Annotated in this window: 15 protein-coding genes and 1 pseudogene; 2 read left to right on the forward strand and 14 right to left on the reverse strand. The window is 61.1% G+C overall.

The window, feature by feature from the left end; all coding sequences use genetic code 11:
- The first annotated feature begins 69 nt into the window (after positions 1-69).
- A complete protein-coding gene (locus tag AB3G88_RS27840; RefSeq protein ID WP_099586025.1) occupies positions 70-1470 on the forward strand; it encodes an aminoacyl-tRNA deacylase and HDOD domain-containing protein in 1401 nt (466 codons plus the stop codon).
- A 115-nt stretch (positions 1471-1585) separates the two neighbouring features.
- Here the strand turns inward: AB3G88_RS27840 and AB3G88_RS27845 are convergent.
- From AB3G88_RS27845 to AB3G88_RS27865, 5 genes and pseudogenes are all read right to left on the reverse strand, one after another.
- Positions 1586-1747: pseudogene (locus AB3G88_RS27845) on the reverse strand (helicase); the annotation flags it as partial.
- Between the two features lie 497 nt (positions 1748-2244).
- A complete protein-coding gene (locus AB3G88_RS27850) occupies positions 2245-3660 on the reverse strand; it encodes a PAAR domain-containing protein (protein WP_400525636.1) in 1416 nt (471 codons plus the stop codon).
- Positions 3661-3717: 57 nt separating this feature from the next.
- Positions 3718-3849 carry a hypothetical protein gene (locus AB3G88_RS27855; protein ID WP_480452563.1) on the reverse strand — a complete coding sequence of 44 codons (132 nt, stop codon included), beginning with the start codon at positions 3847-3849 and terminating at the stop codon, positions 3718-3720.
- A 535-nt stretch (positions 3850-4384) separates the two neighbouring features.
- Complete coding sequence (locus AB3G88_RS27860; protein WP_400525638.1) at positions 4385-4675, reverse strand: DUF3077 domain-containing protein; 291 nt, start codon at positions 4673-4675, stop codon at positions 4385-4387.
- Between the two features lie 543 nt (positions 4676-5218).
- Positions 5219-5590, reverse strand: coding sequence for a helicase (locus tag AB3G88_RS27865; RefSeq protein ID WP_400525640.1), 372 nt, complete (start codon positions 5588-5590; stop codon positions 5219-5221).
- Between the two features lie 276 nt (positions 5591-5866).
- On the opposite strand from AB3G88_RS27865, the gene AB3G88_RS27870 reads away from it, so the two are divergent.
- Entirely contained in the window at positions 5867-6742 is an 876-nt protein-coding gene (locus AB3G88_RS27870; protein WP_480452566.1) for a hypothetical protein, read from the forward strand.
- Between the two features lie 77 nt (positions 6743-6819).
- Here AB3G88_RS27870 and tagQ read toward each other — a convergent pair whose 3' ends face one another.
- From tagQ to AB3G88_RS27915, 9 genes are all read right to left on the reverse strand, one after another.
- Positions 6820-7749: a type VI secretion system-associated lipoprotein TagQ gene (gene tagQ, locus AB3G88_RS27875; RefSeq protein ID WP_099586026.1), complete on the reverse strand. Its 930-nt coding sequence runs from the start codon at positions 7747-7749 to the stop codon at positions 6820-6822.
- Between the two features lie 83 nt (positions 7750-7832).
- Positions 7833-9545, reverse strand: coding sequence for a formylglycine-generating enzyme family protein (locus tag AB3G88_RS27880; RefSeq protein ID WP_099586027.1), 1713 nt, complete (start codon positions 9543-9545; stop codon positions 7833-7835).
- Positions 9538-10722 (reverse strand): FtsX-like permease family protein, encoded by a 1185-nt coding sequence (locus tag AB3G88_RS27885; protein ID WP_191946692.1) that lies wholly within the window; start codon positions 10720-10722, stop codon positions 9538-9540. Before AB3G88_RS27885 ends, AB3G88_RS27880 begins: the two co-directional genes overlap by 8 nt.
- Complete coding sequence (locus tag AB3G88_RS27890) at positions 10722-11426, reverse strand: ABC transporter ATP-binding protein (RefSeq protein WP_158879245.1); 705 nt, start codon at positions 11424-11426, stop codon at positions 10722-10724. The genes AB3G88_RS27885 and AB3G88_RS27890 overlap by 1 nt, the downstream gene beginning before the upstream one ends.
- Positions 11426-14404: a serine/threonine-protein kinase gene (locus AB3G88_RS27895; RefSeq protein WP_400525646.1), complete on the reverse strand. Its 2979-nt coding sequence runs from the start codon at positions 14402-14404 to the stop codon at positions 11426-11428. Before AB3G88_RS27895 ends, AB3G88_RS27890 begins: the two co-directional genes overlap by 1 nt.
- Positions 14401-15120, reverse strand: a complete 720-nt coding sequence (locus AB3G88_RS27900; protein WP_158879247.1) for a PP2C family protein-serine/threonine phosphatase — start codon at positions 15118-15120, stop codon at positions 14401-14403. The genes AB3G88_RS27895 and AB3G88_RS27900 overlap by 4 nt, the downstream gene beginning before the upstream one ends.
- On the reverse strand, positions 15121-15774 hold the full coding sequence (tagF, locus tag AB3G88_RS27905; RefSeq protein WP_480452570.1) for a type VI secretion system-associated protein TagF: 654 nt from the start codon (positions 15772-15774) through the stop codon (positions 15121-15123).
- Positions 15771-19271, reverse strand: coding sequence for a type VI secretion system membrane subunit TssM (gene tssM / locus AB3G88_RS27910; RefSeq protein WP_480452572.1), 3501 nt, complete (start codon positions 19269-19271; stop codon positions 15771-15773). The genes tagF and tssM overlap by 4 nt, the downstream gene beginning before the upstream one ends.
- Positions 19268-20557: a DotU family type VI secretion system protein gene (locus tag AB3G88_RS27915; protein WP_099586034.1), complete on the reverse strand. Its 1290-nt coding sequence runs from the start codon at positions 20555-20557 to the stop codon at positions 19268-19270. The genes tssM and AB3G88_RS27915 overlap by 4 nt, the downstream gene beginning before the upstream one ends.

The following is a 20557-nucleotide window of genomic DNA, read 5'->3' on the forward strand; positions in this document are numbered from 1 at the left end:
TCACTTAAGCGACCTACAGGTGTATCAAGCTGGTTATACTTCGGTGACTGTACGAAATTGGATCAGGCCATGTCAGAAGTTGCCCTCGCCACAGCCCCACTGACCGCCCCGCCGGTCATTCGGGCTCTGCTCGCAAAACTCGCCATCCCCTACACGGAAGTCGCAGAACACCCTGGCCTGAATCCTGCGCGCAAGGTGCAGGCCGTGCTGCTGGAAGACGCGGTGGGCGCACTGATGGTGCTGTTCCCCCAGAACCAGTTGCTCGACCTCAACCGCCTCACCGAACTCACCGGTCGCCGCCTCATCGCTGTGTCGCCGGATCGCGTCAAACGCATGCTGGACAAGCATGAGCTGAACCTGCTGCCAGGCCTGCCGGCACTCACCAGTTCGCCGTGCCTGTACGAAGACAGCCTGCTCAATGAGCCAAGCCTGCTGGTGCACTCCGGCGAAGCCGGCCTGCTGCTGGAAATCGCCAGTGACGCTTTCAAGACCATGCTCACCAAGGCGAGCGCCGCGCAGTTCGGCGAGCCGCTGAGCAAAATCCGCCCGAACCTCGACCGCCCCAATGATGACCGCGAGGAAATCACCCAGGCGATGCAGGCGTTCACCGCCCGCCGTATCCAGCAGCGCCTGGAAGCGACCATCGAGATTCCGCCGCTGGCCGATACCGCGCAAAAGATCATCAAGCTGCGCGTCGACCCCAACGCCACCATCGACGACATCACCGGCGTGGTCGAAACCGACCCAGCCCTGGCCGCCCAAGTGGTGAGCTGGGCGGCGTCGCCGTATTACGCGTCGCCAGGCAAGATCCGCTCGGTGGAAGACGCCATCGTACGGGTGCTGGGCTTTGACCTGGTGATCAACCTGGCACTGGGCCTGGCCCTGGGCAAGACCTTGAGCCTGCCCAAGGACAACCCGCACCAGGCCACGCCGTACTGGCACCAGTCAATCTACACCGCCGCCGTGATCGAAGGCCTGACCCGCGCCATGCCCCGCGCCCAGCGCCCCGAAGCCGGCCTGACCTACCTGGCCGGCCTGCTGCACAACTTCGGTTACCTGCTGCTGGCTCACGTGTTCCCGCCGCACTTCTCGCTGATCTGCCGTCACCTGGAGGTCAACCCGCACCTGTGCCATAGCTACGTGGAACAACACCTGCTGGGCATCAGCCGTGAGCAGATCGGCGCCTGGCTGATGCGCTACTGGGACATGCCGGACGAACTGTCCACCGCCCTGCGCTTCCAGCACGACCCGACCTACGACGGGCAGTACGCCGAGTATCCGAACCTGGTGTGTCTGGCGGTGCGTTTGTTGCGCAGCCGGGGGATTGGCTCCGGGCCGGACGAGGCCATTCCGGATGCGCTGCTGGAGCGCCTGGGCCTGAGCCGCGACAAGGCTGAGGAAGTGGTCGGCAAGGTGCTGGATGCCGAGGTGCTGTTGCGCGAGTTGGCCTCACAGTTCAGCCAGGGCTGAATCTGGCGCCTGTCGGATAGCTATCGGGGGCAAGCCCCCTCCCACATTTGGAATGCATTCCCCTGTGGGAGGGGGCTTGCCCCCGATGAATCCAACTCGATTTTACTGAAAAACCTCAACTCTTCTTTTTCTTCGGCTTCAGATACTTGGTCAACCCCTGGAACCAGATCACCAGCGCCGGGTTGCCCTTGATCTGGATCGACTTGTCCTGAATCCCCGTCATGAACGCCAGTTGCTTGTTCTTCGCCTGCATCGTGGCGAAGCCGTACGAGACGTCTGGATGATCGGGTATACACAAATCACGAGATACGACCGATCAGATCAGAGAGTTTTCTGTAGATCTGCCAAGCACTGCCGTGATGTGGGCCTCGGGCGAAGCCCGTTTGATTTACCTAAACTTCAGCAGAACGGCTACTACTATCATCCAGGTAAAACTAGTGGCCATCACCGTCAAATTGATGACTAAATGCCGTTTTAGGTGAGGTGGGAAGTGTTCAAGGTCAGCAGGGTTTACCTCTCCAATAATGATGGACGCCCTCGGCCACACTACCATTCCGGCAATCTTTGATATTTCCAAGAGAGACCAAATCAATCCCCGACGCCCCAGGCTTGGCCCCCAAAGATAAACGTAACGGCTGCTCTTCAAGGCTTCCTTTATATCATCAAGGTGGCAGCGGCTTAGGTACAGACTGTGTGCAATACCGGCAATTGCGAGTAGGCCGGGCACTCCTATAAAAATGATCGCAACCCAGGGACTCCAATTATCGATACTGGTCAAGGTTGCGTGGCCTCGTAGATTTTTCCACCTATATATTCTCCACCCATACCACCGACAGTCGTACCTACCCATGCGCCAGTTCCCACTATGGCAGCGACGCAGACGACGCCTCCAACACCCCCTGTAGCTACGCCGATTGCTAAGCAGATCGAACCACTTGCAGAACTAGCAAAAGCGCCACCTGCAACACCTAGGGCAGTAGAAAGTCCGAACTTTCCCCCTTCAGTGAACTTGATCTTCTCGCAAGCCGCCTCAGAATCACCGCTACACACCTGCTCAATAGCAAGCACCGAAGAAACACCGCCAATGCCAATGGCGAGATAACCCCCCGTCTTCATATATTTGGTAGCACGACTGATCGCCTCCACATGAGCGGAATACCCCGGAATCTGCCCAGGCGCCCCAACTTTGTCCCAGTGATGCACCAAGCTTCGGCTGGAAATCCCGAGCGCCGTTTTCAGCTTGGGATGATCGCCCAGAGTGGTCTGGCCGCGCAGACGAGTGGAGTTCAACAGGTGAGCATCCAACTGCGCGAGCAGGCGCTGGCGTTCGGCGAAGAACTGCGGCGATTTAAGGTGACCATGCTGGCGATAGCTTTCCTGATGCAGGCGTTCGATGGCTTGGAGTGTGTCGCGCAGGTTGGTCAGGTGCTTTTCCATCACTACTGCGCTGACACCTAACCAAGTTGAGGTGTGGCCAATGAAACTGGCAATTTCTGCGCCGTGTCGATACAGAAAGTCAGCTTCATCTGGCGTCAGGGGATCCAGCGATGCGTCCACTTGTTGAGCGGCCTGCATCAGTTGTGCTTCCTGATAACTGCAGGTGGTGTTGTTCGGGTCGCCAAGCACGATCATGGCGCCAGCTTTTACGTAGCCAGTTTTGGGATTGAGGGCTTGAAACTTCCTCATTACGTCGGGATCAGGTGCGGGGAAAAGCAAGTTCTCCAATGCTTCTCGGCTCATGCTCTTGGGCACGACATAGAAGCCGGGTTCCTGGCCCAGCACCCCGTTCAATGCAGATGGGGCGGGAGTGTGCGAAGGGGCATAGGCAGATTGTCGCGGTGCGTCGGGGCGGCCGGTTAGCGTCGAAGACGTCGGTTCAACGGTTCGCCTGGTTGCTGGCGCTTCATAACCTTCGTTGCTGTAGGTCGCCGTGTACACCGAGGGAATGAATTTGGCTTGGCAGGGACAACTACTGAAACTGTCCAACGTGCCAGCCATAAGCCTGCCATGGCTTTCCATATGCGAGATACCGCCGAGGATTTTATAAATCCCTTTATGCTTTCCACACGTAACTTGGTCGCCTTCACAAGCATGTAGGAGGCCATATATATTGACTCTTGGGTCGCCATCCAGAACTGTCCCGCCGCAAGTGGTTTTGTCGCCAAGTCCGATGTAATAACCTTCAGGCATTTGCATTCTCCAATTTATTAAGTTGAAGCCATTTAACCGAGTGGTACGGCGCCCCCATTAAATCGTGCCAAGTATTGCGGTAGCTTTTTCAACGGGCGGCAAAAAATCTTCTGCCTTCTCTACACCTTTACGTCGAATAATCAGCGCAGAGCCTTGGGGTGTATTGATGATTTCGTCGTCATTGCTCAAATAGCTGCCCACCAACGCAACATGGCTATTACCTTTACCCGCACCAGTTACGATTTGTGCCTGGGTGCCGTCTGGATATACAACGTAATCGCCCGTACGCGCTGCGCGTACTTGACGGCGTAAATGGTGACGTGTTCAATGCGCGGAAAAGTTCAGGTGTAAGTTCATTGGTATAAAGCAGAGAATCTGGTGAAGTCATATGGATTATCCTGATCCAGAGGTACATTACGTAGCTTTCCATCTGCCATGTCGAACATAGTCGCTGTCTAAAAAGCAAATGATGAAAAAACAGTGTGTGTAGATTTATTGCCTCGCTACCCTGAAGTTGTAATCGCCAAAAGTACAGTCGGATATTTCCTTAAAAGCCTTAGGAAGAATCTGATGGCATCCCATCAATAGCGTCTACCGGCCGCGTGGAAAGCCAAATATTAGATAGCCTTAAATACAGGCGAAAAACCGGGAGTCGTGCGGGAAACGTGGCAAATGATGCCATGGAGATTCAGGTGCCCGGTGCGATGCACCGGGCAAGGACTACTTACTGCGGGTGCGGACCACCAGGCTGAATAGCCAGGAGCAGATCGTTAAGGATCGCCCTGGCCATTTCGCACAGGTAGTGCGAGGCGAATATGAACTTCTCGGCCCTAGGGTCCATTGCTGCTTCAAGCGAGAGTATTTCGGCGGATTCGAGCAGGTGGGCTGCGTGTTCAACGGCGTCGTACAGCGGAACGCCAGCGTTTACACGAAACAGCTTCAAATGGCTTTTGTTCTCGCCACAGTCTGCGAAGGTGGCGGCGCCAATGGTTTCTGCTGAGGAAAGAATGCTCATTGCTGATCTCCTGAACGCGAAGATTGGCAGGTATCGTGCGCGGTAAAAGATGTTTCATATGGCATAACTAACTCCCTTTGCATGAACAAAAAGAGCTGCCCCAGACGTTTCCAGGCGAAAGGTGGCAGCTGTACGCGGGCTGGAAACCGAGGCAAAAGGAACCCGGCAGACCCGGAGGTCTCCCACGCACAGCCGCCAAAAAGCACAAACATCAGGCAGAAAAAAAGCGCCTGCTGATTGTTTGACGACGCTGTAGCGTCCTTAAGCATCGGGTTTCCAGGCCCGGTCGCTGATGAGCAGCGACGCGAGGGAGGTTAGCGCGAAGGGCTTTGGGCTGCAACTTGTAGAGTGAGTAGGATCTTTCTGGTTGATGCGAAGGCAGTGAACTTGCTTCCCGGTTCAGCCGGGGATAAATCTGTAGTTTGTTAAACCGCATCCGCGAGCAAGCCCGCTCCCACAGGTGACCGAGTTCCAACTTTGGAATGCGGTCGAATGTGGGAGGGAGCTTGCTCCCGATGAATCCAACTCGGTCTAACTGAACGATTACTTCTTCTTCGGCTTCAGATACTTGGTCAACCCCTGGAACCAGATCACCAGCGCCGGGTTGCCCTTGATCTGGATCGACTTGTCCTGAATCCCCGTCATGAACGCCAGTTGCTTGTTCTTCGCCTGCATCGTGGCGAAGCCGTAGGCCGCATCTTTAAACGCAATGACGAACGCCGGCGCAGGATGAACCCCTGAGCGGCTGGTGATGCGCTGGTCTTTGACGATGAAGTGACGGGCAACCTTGCCGTCGAGGGTCTGCAACTGGAACGCCAGGTCTTTATCACCCAACTGTTGCTGGAAGGCAGGATTGGTGCGACTGGCTTTGCCCATCATCAGGCCCAGCACCCACAGCAGAAGACGAAACTTCATAAACGCACAGCCTCATAAATAATAAAGAGCTGGCGCAGTTTAGCCATTCGCCAGAAAAACGCCACTTCGTCATGGAAAAGTGAACAACTCAACACGCAACTTAAGTGCTGACTGACGAGTCATTGTATACGCCACCCACGTTCGGTGTTCACCAGCGGAATAATCAATATTCGAAATCAATATAAAAAACTGTCAATTCTAACAGCAGATAAAAAGCTTGCTGAAAGCCAAGATGATCACTCCTATATCTTACTTTATTGAAACAGGTCCCTCGCCATGAAGCCAACACCTAATACACTCGTCAAAGAGATAGAATTCCATATAAAACTCGGCGATATAAATTACACACTTGCCATCCCCCCAACCATCAGCCAGAAAGATGGAAAACTAATAATTAACGGCTCTCGATTTGTATTCGGCAATGGCCCAGAAGGTGGACTGCATATGTTCGCAGCAAGGATTACCGATGGGCTTACACCTGGCCGTCACAACTTGACTGGCGGATCGGGCAATTCTGTAAATCTGACTTACATAGCGCCAAAGACTAATGTAACGGATACATTCGAGCAAGAGAGCGGCTTTTTTGAACTAAGCACGACTGCAACTATTGAAAACATTGAAGCTAAGTTTGACTGCGTGGCGAAAAACGTAAACCCCCAGATCACGGAAAAAGCGCACCTGAGCCTAGGCAAAATAGCGTTCCATGAGCCGGCCGGTATTAAAACAACAACCGGCGAACTGGTCGGAACGATCACCCCAGGAGGTCATTCATTTGAGCCAACTGTATTTTCCATGCAGTTCGTTACAGCTCCAGGCCATCCGGTTTTTTTAGAGTTTGTCGCGACGGTGGATCACCAGCGTCTGTTTTTCTACCTCCCCGAATCGAAACTGGGCGACGGCACGCTACAAAAACTCCCCATCGACGAAGACCAGAGCGGAAAGTCGGCGGTAGCTGCTTTAGTTTATAACGCTCATGTGTTACATGCAGAGTCAGGCGAGATAGAGTTCAAGTACAACAAAGAGGCCCAAACACTCGAGGGCGATATCGTTTTCGAATCAACGGAAACCAACCCCACCCCAACAAAAATAACGTTCACGAGTAAGCAATTCAAAATAACTGGTTTAACCGGTCAAGCAGTAATATCACGCTAATGTTCCAGCCTGACTGCCGACCGCCACTACTGTCCAATGTGGCGGCCGGCATTCAACGTTTACAGTGAGCCTTCCACTTAAACGTTCGGGCAAGGTACCGGCGCCCAGTCGGCCAGGTTTGGATCGCGGCAGGTGCCTTCGATCTGAGTCTTACCGGCGCTGGCGACCTTCTTGCTTTCATCTTGCTTGGTTTGGGCGGTCTGGAAGGTTTTCTCGGTGGAAACCGCTTCAGTCGGTACGGTTGGCAGCGGTGGCTTCTTCGGCGGCTTGGTACCGGTGCCTTTCTTCTTGTTGGCCGGCGTCACGGCAGGTGCTGCATCGGCCTTGGCCACGGTGACCACGTCGGCACGCTGCACGCCCACTTGTTGCAGGTCTTTCTCGTAGGCCTGGGTGTAGTTGTTCAGGTCTTCGGCAGCTTTGCCGTTGACTGCAACGATCAGGTCATTGGACTCCTTCAGGCCCGAGACGATTTCCGCCAGGCGTTTGCGGCCTTCGGTGTCGTTGACGGTCTTGGCCTTGCGATCAGACACCAATTTGGTGAATGCGCTCTGGTAGCACTGCTGGGACGCCTTGGCGTACGCGGTGCTGCGATCGATGTCGGAGGCGCTTTTGTTGACGTCAGCCGCGTACGAGGCAATGCGCTGGTTGTCATCGGCGATCTGCTTCTGACGCTCGGTGTAATAACCCGCCGCGCCGCCCGCCAGGGCGCCGCCGGCTGCGCCAATGGCGGCATTACGGCCACGTTTTTCCTTGTCGCCGGTCAGGGCGCCGAGGAGGGCACCGCCGGCTGCGCCGATGGCCGCACCGGTGACGACCGACTTGGTCATGTTCGAATCGGTGGCACGCAAGTGCTGCACCGGCTCGTAGCAGTTGGGGTAGTACTCGACCTTGGTGCTGGACGCGACCTTGGAGGCCGGCGATGTGGCGCAACCTGTCAGCACGGTGCTGAAGCCAGCGGCAATCAGCAGTAAGTGACGCTTGGAAACCGCCTTACGGGAAAAAAGCATAAGTTGTGTTCTCTTCTAAGTTTGACTTGCCCAGCCGGCAACTGCCGCCTGAGTCCCTTCCAAGCTCGCCGCACAACCAACGGTCAAGACCGCTGACCGCTCGCTGCGAGCAGTTCCTTCAAGATCGTCGCCGGGTCGGCCCGCTGTTGCTTGCGGTAGTTGCCGACATGGCGAACGAACAGTGTTGCGCGCGTCACCAGGCTCTTGCCGAGCACGGGCTTGCGATCCAACTCTTCCTTGATCCGTTGAAACTGCGCCTGGATCACAGCATCGGTGTAGCGCGTGCCGGTGGCCAGGTTGTCGATGTAAATCGCCACCGCGCCGTCGAGGGCGCTGCGACCGTTGGCAATGGCCATATCAAACAGCTTCGCACTGGCCTCGTCCTTGTTGTCCAGAGACTGTTGGCGACTCTTCTGCAGGTTGGCCAGGCGGATGTTGTAGTTGCTGATGGTCTCGGCCACCAAGGCGGCTGACTGGATCAGGTTGCCCGCCGCTTCTTCGCGTTGCTGGGCGATCAGCGAGACATTGCGCTTGAGCTCTTCGTTGACCAGCCCCAGTTCGGCTTGCAGCTTGGGGTCAACGCTGGCGGCGATGATGCTGTCCAGGCGTTTGGTCGGGTCCTGGGCGTCGTCGATGGCATCGGTCAGCGCGGCAAGGCGCCCTTCTTTTTGCCACTGCACAAACAGCTCCTTGTAACGCGAACGTGGCGCCGACAGCGCGCCAATCGCTACGCGAAAACCCGTGGTTTCGTTGCTTTGCTCGGTGCCGTCGGCGGCGAACAGCGGGTATTCGCGGCGCATGCCGGTGAACAGCGTACCCTCGCCTTCCAGGTAGTTGCCGCCCTTGACCACAAAGCCGCCATAGGTGCCCTGACGTCGCCCGGCATGGACCAATTGAAAAGACTCCTGGACCATCTCCGCCGCATTGCCGATCACGTCGAACATGCCAATCGGATTGGGCAATTTGGTGCCGATGGGCATCAGGCGCGCCGCCTGGCCGGTACCGCCGGCGACTTGGTTGAACACAGCGTAGTCACCCAGCGGGCCATCACTTTCGCTGCCTTCGACGCGACGCGGGAACAGGCGCCCTTCCAGATCCTGACGGCTCACCGCCTGGCCACCGCGTGCGGCAAACTCCCACTCCACTTCGGTGGGCAGGCGCACAAAACCCAGGCCGCCGTCTTCTGCCGACGAACCGCGACCACTGACCGGCAGCAACTCGCGGTGGTATTTCATCAGCCACGCGCTGTACACCGCCGAGAAGCGCTCAGCCTCAAAACGCGACAGTTTCACCTTGGGCAAGCGCCCGGCCATGCCGGTCGGCGCATCGCAGGCGGGGGCCGGTTCACCGCTGGCCAGGGATTGCGCCTGGGCCATGACCTGGGCGTATTGGCGCGCGGTCACTTCGTACTTGCCGATGAAGTACAGCATCGGCTTGAGTGGCGTCTTGGCGTCGGTCTTGGGCATCAACGGCGCGATGACTTTGTTCCAGTCTTTCGGCAAATCCTTGAGGGTGAACTGGCCGTTGATAAAATCGCGGCGGTAGCCGGAAATAAACGACTGCTGGTAACCGGCCTCGCCCTCGGCGAAGGGGTAGCCGAGGCTGATCTCGCGGTCGTCCAGGGTGCCCTGGGCCAGCACGTAGGCGTAGCGGAACACCATATTGCCCTCGCACGGCAGCGGCAGGCTCACGTCATCCGGCAACGGTTTGGGGTTGTCCAGTTTATCGCTTGCTTCATCGGCCCAGGCCATCGAGGCCAGGCTCAGCGCCAGGGCGGCGCCCAGTAACTTATACATCTCTGATTCCTTCAGAAGCCTGGATACGCGCCACTCGCCAACCCCCGCACGCCGCCGCCACGGCGCTGACGCCGAGGACTGCAACCAGGGCCAGGCCGTAATGACGCGCCAGCAGGTGACTGGCGTGTTCGCCCGGCACCTGCACAAATAACGTGTTTAACGCCGCCTCGGCCAGGCCATACAGCCCGGCACTGAGCACGGCGGCAAACCCTGCGCTGTAGAGCGCCTGCACCACCACGAACAACAGCAACGCGCCGGTGGAAAACCCCAACAGACGCAACACCGACAATTCCCGACGCTTGCGCGCCACGGCGGCCAAGGCACCGGCGAAGATCGCCGCAAATGCCCCCGCCAACGCCAACCCAGCGATGACCCAGAATACGATCGACAGGTTGCGGCTCAACGACTGCACCTGGGCGATAGTGTTTGCCTGGGTCGACACCAACAGGTTCTGCCCAGCGAAATACACCCGTAACGGCTCCACATCGCCGAGGCTGCGCGCATACAAGCGAAACGCCGGATAGACCCGCTGTTCAGTCACCGCAACCTCATCACCCGCCCATCCCAACGCCGGTACAGCACGGCCGTCGCGGTAATCTTCCGCCGCTTCCAGCAAGCCCGGCGCGGCGAACAGGCCATCACGGGCGAACGCTTCCAGCGGCAGCACCCCCACCACTTGCACCCGTGTGCGCTGCTCCTCGACACGCCCTGAGATCTGGCGGGCAAAGCGGGTTTCCAATAAATCCCCAGGCCGCGCCGCCAGTTTCTCGGCAGCGGTGTGGCTCAGCACGATCTGACCCAGGCCCTGCGGCAGCGCCACAGCACCCAACAACGGATCACCCGGCGCCGTCGGCAGCATTTCCAAGGTCAGCGCGCCCACCTGCGCCGTCGCCGCAATCTGCCGCGTGCGCGGCACGGCGAACGCCACATCGCTGCGCTGGCCAAGCTGCTCGATAAATCCGCTGCTGAATCGACCACCGCCCAGCGGAATAATTTCACGGGTGGCCGGGTCGGTCTGCAAACGTTCGGTCAAACTGCTAACCAGTCCAAATTTCAGGCCGAATAACACCAGCAACGGCGCGATCACCGCCACCAATGCCAACACCGAACAGGCCGACAGCCAGGCGTCGTTGCGGTAATCCTGCCAGGCCAGCGAAGCGATCAAGGGGATGCGCATCAGCACGCCTCCCCAAGGGTGGCGGTGACGCCACCGTCGGCATCGCGTCGGCAACTGATACGCCGTATCAGCAAGCCACTGGCGCGGGCCAGGGGCTCGTCATGAGTAGCGATGACGCAAGCGGCGCGGTGCTCGCGGGCCTGGGTCAGCAGCGCGTGCATCACACGCTCGGCGTTCAGTGGGTCGAGGGAGGCAGTCGGCTCATCCGCCAGCACCAGTTGCGGTGCATGGGCCAGGGCGCGGGCGCAGCTCACACGCTGGCGCTGGCCCACCGACAGCGCCGAGGGCTTCTTCGCCAACTGGTCGCTGATTTCCAGCTGTTCGGCCAGGCGCGCCACACTGCCATCGTCCTCCAGGCCCAACAGTTGCCGGGACAAGGCGATATTGCCGCGCACATCAAGAAACCCCAGCAGCCCGCCGGTTTGCAGCACATAACCCAGGTGTTGGCTGCGCAACTGCGCCAGGCGCGATTGCTGATCGGCACGCCACAGGCCGCCGATGTCGACAGCATTGAAGTCGAACTGCCCGACCTGATCCGGCGCCAGGACCAGCGCCAGCAAGTCCAGCAAGGTGCTCTTGCCGCAACCGCTGGGCCCGACAATCGCCAACTGCTCCCCGGCACGCAGGTGCAACGCCGGGATCACCAGGCTGTAGCGCTGGCTCCCGACGCCCCGGCTCTTGTGCACCGCGCTCAGGTTCAGCATCACGGCAGCGTCGACAACGGCACGCGGTACAACGCATCGCCCGGCTCGGCATCGCCGAAACGGACCCAGTTGGCGACGTCGTTATGGAAGGTTTCGTAGAGGCGGATTTTCGAATCCAGCTCGTCGATAAAGTCTTCCTGCTCAGCCACGCTCAGCGACAACCACAAATCCTGGGTCATGTTCAGCGACTTGCTGCGGTACGGCAGGCCTTCCAGGTATTCGCCGAGGATGCCGCCGTCTGCCAGGTTGCCGCCCTTGCGCAGCGCTTGCGGGTCGCGGCTCATGTAGGCCGAGGCGCTGGCGATTTCCTGGAAGAAATCCTTGGGTGAGGTCTGGGTCTTGCGCGCCGCGTCGACGATCAGTTTCAACGACTGCTGCAAGTCGTTGAGCTGCAACTTGGTCAGCATCACGCACACCTGGAACGCCGGCAGCGCCGGGTTGGTCAGGTCGCGGTCGGCGGTCCAGGCACTCACCAGTTGCGGTGCCTGGCTCGCGGTTTTGCGGCCGAGGAAGTCCATGTGCATGGCGTAACCCACAGCGGCAGATTTGTCCGCCAGGGTCGGCGCCGAACTGAGCATCGGCACAGGCTGCGGCGTGTTGCTGCGCACCTGGTGTACCAGGTTGGCGAACACGCTGCCGATCTCGTCGACACGCTCACCCAGCTTGCGTACATCGCCACCGGGCACCGGTGTGTAAAGGTCGCCGATCTGCGGGTTGGCGTCGGCGGTGAGGATGCGGTACTGGCTCTCGGCGCCGGCGTGGGTTTTCTTGCCGGCGTCGGTGCGCAGGTGCAGGGCGTAGATCTTGATCTGTTTGCCCAGCGCCGCCTGGCGCACTTCGGCTTCGTTCATCTGGGTGGCGGCAAACGGATCGTTCTTGCGCAGCGCACCCGCATCGGTGACCAGCAGGATAATGCGCCCGCCATAGCCGGACCAGTCCATGCCGTCCACCGCCTGCATCACCCCGGCAAATGCGTCTTCGTTGAACGAATGGCTCGACACGCTGGAGGCTTTGACCTGCCGCGCCATGTCCAGGAAGCGTTGCGGGTCGCGGCCCTGGTCGAGGCTGATCAGGGTCTTGGCCACGTATTCCAGGCCAGGGGTTTTCTTGATGCTGCTGCGAAAACCCACCATGCCAAAGCTGACGCTGTCCAACTCGCCGCGCTCGCCGATGCGGGTTTGCAGCTCATGGACTACGTCGCGAATCTGGTCGATATACGGCTGCATCGACACCGTGGTGTCCACCACCAGCACCACGGCGGTGCGGAAGGCATCGGCATTGGCGTTGATCACCGGCGTCGCGGGCTTGGCCGCTGCGCTGCTGCCGGGGTCGATCGAAGCGACATTGAGCAACTGCACCGGCTGGCCGTTTTCGTCGAAGCTCTCCTTGGAGTCGAAGATCGGCAACAGGTAGAACTGGTTCTGCGGCACCGCGCTGGCGGTGGGTTCCAGGGCGAGGATTTGCGCGTTGTCTTCGCTGTTTTTCTGCGCCTTGGCCAACGCCCCCTTGGCGGCGGTCGGGTCGGCGAGCAGCTTTTCCACTTCGCCGGATTGGCGCAGGAACATCACCGGCGCACGGCCCGAGCGCTCGGTGAACTTGAGCACCAGGCTCTGCTTCCAGTCGCTGACCTGGGCGGCCGGCAGCCAACCGTCGCTGCGCCCGTCGGTGGCGGTGCCGACGCGCACCCACGGCTGGCCGTCGACGTCCTTGCGTTGGTACACGTAGAGCACCGAAAACGCCGGCAGGGCTTTACCTGGCGCGCTGCCGGCCTCATCCGCAAGCTTCGCGCCCGGCTTGCTGAGGACGCGCTGGAACAGGGTTTTCTTGCCCGCCATCAGCAACGGACGCTGACCGCCATCCGCCTCAACCGCTGCCGCCGCGGGCGTTGCTGCGGGTGTTGCTGCCGGCGTTGCCGCAGGCACTGCAGCGGCCGGCGGCCTGGCGGGCTCATCATCGCCACTCAGCCACCAATAGGAAGCACCGCCAATCGCCAGGGCAACCGCCACAGCCACCGCCGCCAGCGCCAACACCGGCCCGCGTCGCTGCTCGCTGTGCTGCGTCGGCGGCACCACCGGTTGACGCACCGGCTCGGGTTGGGCCGTGGGGATTTCGATGGACTCCGGCGTGATGCCGCCCAGGTCGAAACTCAGCGGAATCGGGCGCACCAGGGTGGCCTCGGGCGATTCCATCGGTAATTGATCCAGCGCCAATAACAACGCCGCCGCATCCGGGAACCGCTCGGCCGGATCCTTGGCCAACAACTTGCGCAACACGCCCTGATAACGACCGTGGTGCACCGGCAATTCCGGCAACGGTTCGGTCAGGTGCGCCAGCGCGGTGGACAGCGCGTCGGTGCCGCTGTACGGCAGCTTGCCGACGAGAATTTCGTAGAGCACGACGCCCAGCGCATACAGATCAGCGCGGCCATCGATCTCCTGGCCCCGCGCCTGTTCGGGGCTCATGTAGCTCGGCGTGCCCACGGCAAAACCGGCCTGGGTGAACTGGGTGCGGTCGTCCAGGGACTTGGCGATGCCAAAGTCCGACAACACCGCCGTGCCGTCAGCGCGGAAGAGGATGTTCGCGGGCTTGACGTCGCGGTGCACCAAGCCTTGCCCGTGGGCATAGCCCAGTGCCGAGGCTATCTGGCGGATCAGCGTCACGCCCTGCTCCGGCGTCATACCGGCAGCGATGCGCTCCTTGAGCGTGCCATTGGGCAAAAACTCCATGGCCATGTAATACAGCTCACCGACATTGCCGATGTCATGGATGGTCACGGTATGCGGGTGCGACAGCCGCGCCAGGGTCTTGCCCTCACGCAGGAAGCGCTCGCAGAAGCTCGGGTCGGCGGCCAGTGCCGCCGCCATCACCTTCAGCGCCACCTTGCGCTCCAGCGAGCGCTGGGTCGCCAGGTACACGCTGGCCATGGCGCCTTCGCCGATCTCGCCTTCGATGTCGTAGCCAGGAATCACGATATTCATGCCGATACCTTCACAACGATGGCGGTGATGTTGTCCGGCGCGCCGCGATTGAGCCCCAGGTGCACCAGGCTGCGCACGATTTCATCCGGCGCGTCATGGCTGAGCACTTCGCGGATTTCGTGGTCTTCAACGGTCTTGTTCAGGCCATCGCTGCACAACAGGTAGCTGTCACCGGGGGCGATCAACAGGTCGAGCACCGCCACCTCCAACTGCGCTTCCACACCCACGGCGCGGGTGACGATATTGGCGCGCGGATGTGTGCGGGCGTCGGCTTCGCTGAGCAGGCCGCTGTCTTGCAGGTCTTGCACGTAGCTGTGGTCGCGGGAGATGCCTTCAAGCACGCCGTCACGCAGGCGATACAGGCGACTGTCGCCGGCCCACAGGCAGACGCCGCGCAAGCCACGGGCAGCCAGTACTACCACGGTGCTGCCCATCATGGTCACGCCACGGTTGGCGGTTTCTTCGCGTACGGTGGCGTTGATGCGGATCAGGTCATTGCGCAGGGCGGCCGAGTATTCGTCGAGGGAGCGGCCCAACGGCACACTGCGCAGGCTGTCAACGATCAGGCTGCTGACATAGTCGCCCGCCGCATGCCCGCCCATACCATCGGCGACCACCCACAGGCGGTTTTCCGGCAGGTCCAGGCATGCGTCTTCGTTGACCTGGCGCACCATGCCCACATGGCTTTTGCTCGCGGATTTGTACGTCGCGCCCATCTACACCACACCTTCTTGTCCGAGCAGAAACTGCGCAAAATCGCTGGCGGCGGGCAAGCCCTGACACCGTAATAAACCAGGGGAAATACGTTCCGAGCCTCGGCCCCACCACAGGCTCGCGCCCTCGCAGGCCTGTTCGGCAAGCGCGGTCATGCGCCCATGGGGCACGGTGGCGGACACCCGTTGCAGGCCCGCGAAACGGCTGTCGACCGCACGCGGCTCAGTCGCTGGCAAGCCCAGGCTGTCGAGGCCGTCGTTGAAGCTTTCGAAAGTCGCGCCGCTGTCCAGGGTGCTGAGCAACAGCTCTTCGGCCTGCTCGAACCACGTGTCCGGCCCGCCCACCAGCGAGGCGGGATTGGTGTCGTGATCAAGCAAGGCCACCACCGCCAACGGGAAATAGCGCCCGACCCGATCAATGCTCGGCATCACCACGCCCGCCACTGCGTCCGGCCCGCACACGCCCGGCGCCAGCACAAAGCGCCACAGCGGACTGACCAGGTACACGTTGAGCCAATCAGCGCCCAGGCTGTTCTGGCTGGCGAGCAAACCCGCCGCCAGCCAGCTGTCCCACGGGCCAACAAAACTCTGGGGCAAGGCGCGGCTGACAAAGTCCCCGCGACTGGCCAACTTGCCGTAGAAACCCAGGGTCGTCATAGCCGCTCCGGCAGGCTGAAGCCGTTGAGCACGCGGCTCTTGAACGGGTTGAAAGCACTGTTGGCGCGCAGCTCGTAGGCGATGCTCGCGCCGTCGACCCGCAGGCGCAGGTTGAAGCGGTCCGGCGAGTTGCCGGCAGTAAGGTCCGATTGCTCCAGCAGGCGGAACCACGCCCACGGGCCGTCGAGGGTCACGCCCGAGCGGCCACTGGCCGATGGCGGCATGATGGAAATCCGCACCACGCCAATGCTGCCGGGGTTCGGCCATTGCATCGCTACCGGGCGGCTTGGGCCGTGGTCGTAGCTCAGTTGCTGGCCGTCGAGATCGAGCAGGAACTGGGTAATCGTCGGGTCCATCGACACCGGCTTGAGTTCGAAACGCACGATGGGCTGGGTGCCCCCCGACCGGAAGAACGCATCACGAATCGTCGCGGCGCGCTGGAAGGTTTGCAGCACCCCCGGCGCGATCCCGAGCTTCTGCGCAGCGCCCGGCTGCCAGCGCCAGGTCTGCGCAGACGTGTCCACGTAGGGTTGCAGGTATTTGCGGAAGTAGTTGTCCATCACCCCGCCCACGCCGAAGAACTGCCCGAAGTCATCCAGCGTGGCGTCCCGCGCACTGCCCGGCGACATCGGGTAACGCCCTGCCAGGGACTGGCGATACACGTTGACCACTTCGCTGACCCAGGCCGCGTTCAGCTGGTTACGCACCCCACCCATCATGCTGTTGGTGGTGGAATTGACCACCGACTTGACCATGCCCTGCACCAGCGGCGGCTGGCGTTCGGCATTCAGGCTGACCCGCGTGGCCGCAGCCGCCGCCTGATTCTTGGCTTCGCCGAGCAGCGCATCGCCGCTGGCGCCGACCATGGCGCTGACCTGCACATACAGCGCGTTCATGTCCGACAGCAGGCCATCGATCGCCGCCGGCTCGCCTTCATTCTTGCTGACGATGCTGTTGAGTTCGGCAAAATGCGCGGTCACCGGATCATCCGCCGCCTGCGGTGCATTGCCGGTCGGTTGTTCCTGGCCGAGCAGACTGCCCAGGCGCTCCTTGAGCTTGTCGACACCGCCTTCAACCGGTACGCCTTTGGCGGCCAGCTGACGTTCTTCGGCTTGCAGGTCCGTTTCCCTGGCCACCGCCACCAGCAGCTTTTTCAGCGGTGACGTCGGCCCGGAAATCACCCGCAGCACATCGGCCGCCTGGGCCACGCTGGTGATTGGCACAAAGTCGATATCGGCGAGCAAGGCATCCCACTGGCGCTGGTAGTCCTGGAAATACAGGCGACGCACATCGGCGGCCAGGCTCACCACGTTCTGTTGATCGGCCTGCTCGTGGCCCAGCACCCACTGCTCTTCAGCGAGGGTGCCGGTCTGGTTCAGGCTGCTCAGCAGGAAGGCCTGGCGATAGCCCTTGGCGGTAAAAAACCCACTCAACGGCTCGCCCAACGGCTTGCCGCTTTTACGGCTGAACACCAGCGCGGCATCACGGCCAGCGGCTTCGTTGATGCGAAAGTCCGGGATGCCTTCGGGCAGTTTCTGGCGTTTGACCCGGTCGTAGACACGCTGGGCCACCGGCAGCTGTTGCAGTTGGCGGCGCAGGTCATCGATCAGGCGCGGATCAAGGCGTGCGTTCGGCGGGTGACGATCGAACAGCGCCTGCAAGTGCCCGGTCAACGCCTGACGCTGGTCGGCCGGCAGGTCGCGGGGCAGGTTGCGATCCCAGTCGAGGGCGATCCAGACCTTGATGAAGTCCGGATCGTAATGCTCGCTGTCGGCCAGCATCAGGTAGGCCTTGAGGCCTTCGTAGAGGAAATCCGAGTTGCCGCCGCCGTGCAGTTGCTCTTCGATGCGCGTCACCAGACGCGGCGCGAACACCGCGATCAGCAGCTTGCGGTACACGCTGGCGGATTCGGCTTCGAGCATGTCGCCCTGATACAAGCCCAGGCCTTCGGACCAGCTCGGCGAATCCCCAGCAAGGTTCTTCACTGCGTTGAGCAACGGCAGCACCGCAAGGACTTCACGCTGCGCCGGGCTGAGGTTCTGCACAGTCTGGCCCAGCGGCGCGACCTTTTGGTCGACCTGGGCGATATACGCCTGGTTGGCGCGATAACTCACCCACCACAGGCCGCTGACCACCACCACCAACGCCACCGTAGCCGCGAGTACACCGCGTGCGATCCACTTGCGCCGGCGTTCGACCTTCGGGTTCACACCCACAAGGCCACGTTCGGCAAACGCCACGGCAGTGAACAACTTTTCGATGAAGTAGCTGCGCCCGGTGCCGCTCTGGCGTGCCAGATGCTGGCGGTCCAGGTTCATGCTCTGGGCCATGGCGCCGATCAGGCGGTCAATCGGGCTGCCTTCCTGGGTGCCGCTGGTGAAATACACACCGCGCAACAGCACGCGCTCTTCAAAGGCATTGGGTTTGAACACGCCTTCGAGGAAGCTTTGCAGGCAATCCTTCAACGCGCCGAACTGCTGTGGGAAGCCGTAGATCAGGTCGCGCCGCGCCGGGTCGCGTTCCTGTTGCAGGCGCTCCACCAGACGCTCGTTGAGGCGTTGCTCTAATCCTGCGAATTCGCTTTGCAGATGGGCCAACGGGCTGTCGCTGTTTTTGCCGTCGTCCAAGGCAAAGGTCATACCCCACACTTGGGCGCGGTCTTCCTTGCTCAGGTTATCGAAGTACTCCATGAAACCCGGCACCAGATCGAGCTTGGTCAGCATCAGGTAGATCGGGAAACGTACGCCCAATTGGGTGTACAGCTCCTGGATACGCAGGCGAATCGCAGCCGCATGGGCGGCGCGCTCGGCATCGGTGCCGAGCAGCAGATCCGAAAGGCTGATGGCGATAAACGCGCCGTCGATGGGCCGGCGTGAACGCTGCTTTTTCAGCAGGTCGAGAAAGCCCAGCCACGCGGCTTTATCCACCGTGGAGTTGCTGTCCTGGGTGGTGTAGCGGCCAGCGGTGTCGAGCAGGACGGCCTGATCGGTGAACCACCAATCGCAATTGCGCGTACCGCCGACGCCGCGCACCGCACCGGCGCCCAATTGCGCGGCCAACGGAAAGTGCAGCCCGGAATTGACCAGTGCAGTGGTCTTGCCCGAACCCGGCGGACCGATGATCACGTACCACGGCAGCTCGTAGAGATTGCGCCGCTCGTCACCGCCGAGCTTGGCTTTTTTCAACAGCGCGAGGGCTTCGTCCATGCGCTGGCGCAGGGTCGACAACTCTTCGGCGGTGGCCACGCTGTTGGGGTCGGCCGGGGTTTCGGCGGCCAGGCTGCGCATCACTTCGGCGGCCTGACGGCGGGCCTGGATGATGCGGAACACGCGGTAGGCGATCCACACCCCGAACATCAGGATGATCAGCGCCCAGCGACGCCCTTGCGGCACCAGCACGTCGAGCAACGGCCCGACAAACCAGATGATCAGGCTCAGGGCGATCAGGCCCAATACCGGGATCACCCAGCGAATCATGAAACTGAAAAACGCCTTCACTCGACGCCCTCCGCCAATACGGTGATTTCAACCCGACGATTGCGGGCGCGGCCTTCGGCTGTGCTGTTGGTGGCCAACGGCTCGGTGTCGCTTCTGCCCTCGGCACTGAAGCGATCCGCCTGGCCGGTCTTGGCCGCGAGGATCTCCAGCACCGACTTGGCCCGCGCTTCGGACAGCGCCCAGTTGGACGGGAAGCGCAGCGTGGCAATCGGGCGATTGTCGCTGTGGCCGGTGACGCGCACCTGTCCCTTGACCTTGCGGATGGCATCGGCAATGCGCAGCATCAACGGCTGGTAGTCGTCGACAATGCTGGAGCTGGCCGATGCGAACAGTTCATCGCCCCGAATGGTGACCACCGAACGGTCGACTTTATCTTCCACGGCAACACGACCGGCCTTGATGTCTTCGGCCAGGAACCCGGCCAGACGCGGCCGTTCGATGACCTTGGGCTGCGCCACTGGACGGTCGATGGCCTGCACCGGGATCTCGCCCAGGGCATGGATATTCTTGAACACCGGCTCCGCCTGCGACGCCAGCAGCATGCGCAAGGTGAACAGCAACGCCAGCAGCAGCGCCACGCCAATGGCCACGGCGATCCACGGCGGCATGAATTGCGCCAGGCGGTCCCGCGCCACGGTCACGCCGCGCCAGTGCGGCGACAGCTCACGCTCATGCTCGCCACGGGCACTGCGAATCGCGGCAGCGGTGCGCTCGCGCAAGGCTTCCAACTGGCTGCGACCGTCGTTCATCACGCGGTAGCGGCCTTCAAAACCCAGGCACATGCACAGGTACAACAGTTCCAGCAGGTACAGGCGTTCCCGTGGGCTTTGCAGGCAGTGGTCGAGCAACTGGAAGACTTTCTCGCCGCCCCAGGCTTCGTTGTGCACGGTGATCAGCAGGCTTTGCTTGCCCCAATCGCTGGTGCTGCCCCACGGCGTGCTCAACACGGCTTCATCGAGGGCGGTGCACAGCGCGTAACGGGCCAGCAGCACTTCGTTGCGCGCCACACCGGCGGCTTCGGCGCGCTCTTCGAACTGGCGCAGGTAGGCCAGCAACTGCGCGCGCAGGCTGGCTGGCGCCGGGTGGGCGATGGTATTGCGCAGGCGCGTCAGCAAGGCCAGCAGCGGGCCAGCGGCGCTTTCCAGTGGGTTCAGCCCCTGGCTTTTGCCGGTGAGCATCGGTGCAGCCGGCATCGACAGCGGGGCCGGTTCTGCCCGTGCAGGTTCCGGCGCACGGCCACCTGGGCGCGGCATGAACTGGGTGCGGTCGTCATCATTGGGATGCAT

The organism is Pseudomonas arvensis (assembly GCF_056688935.1).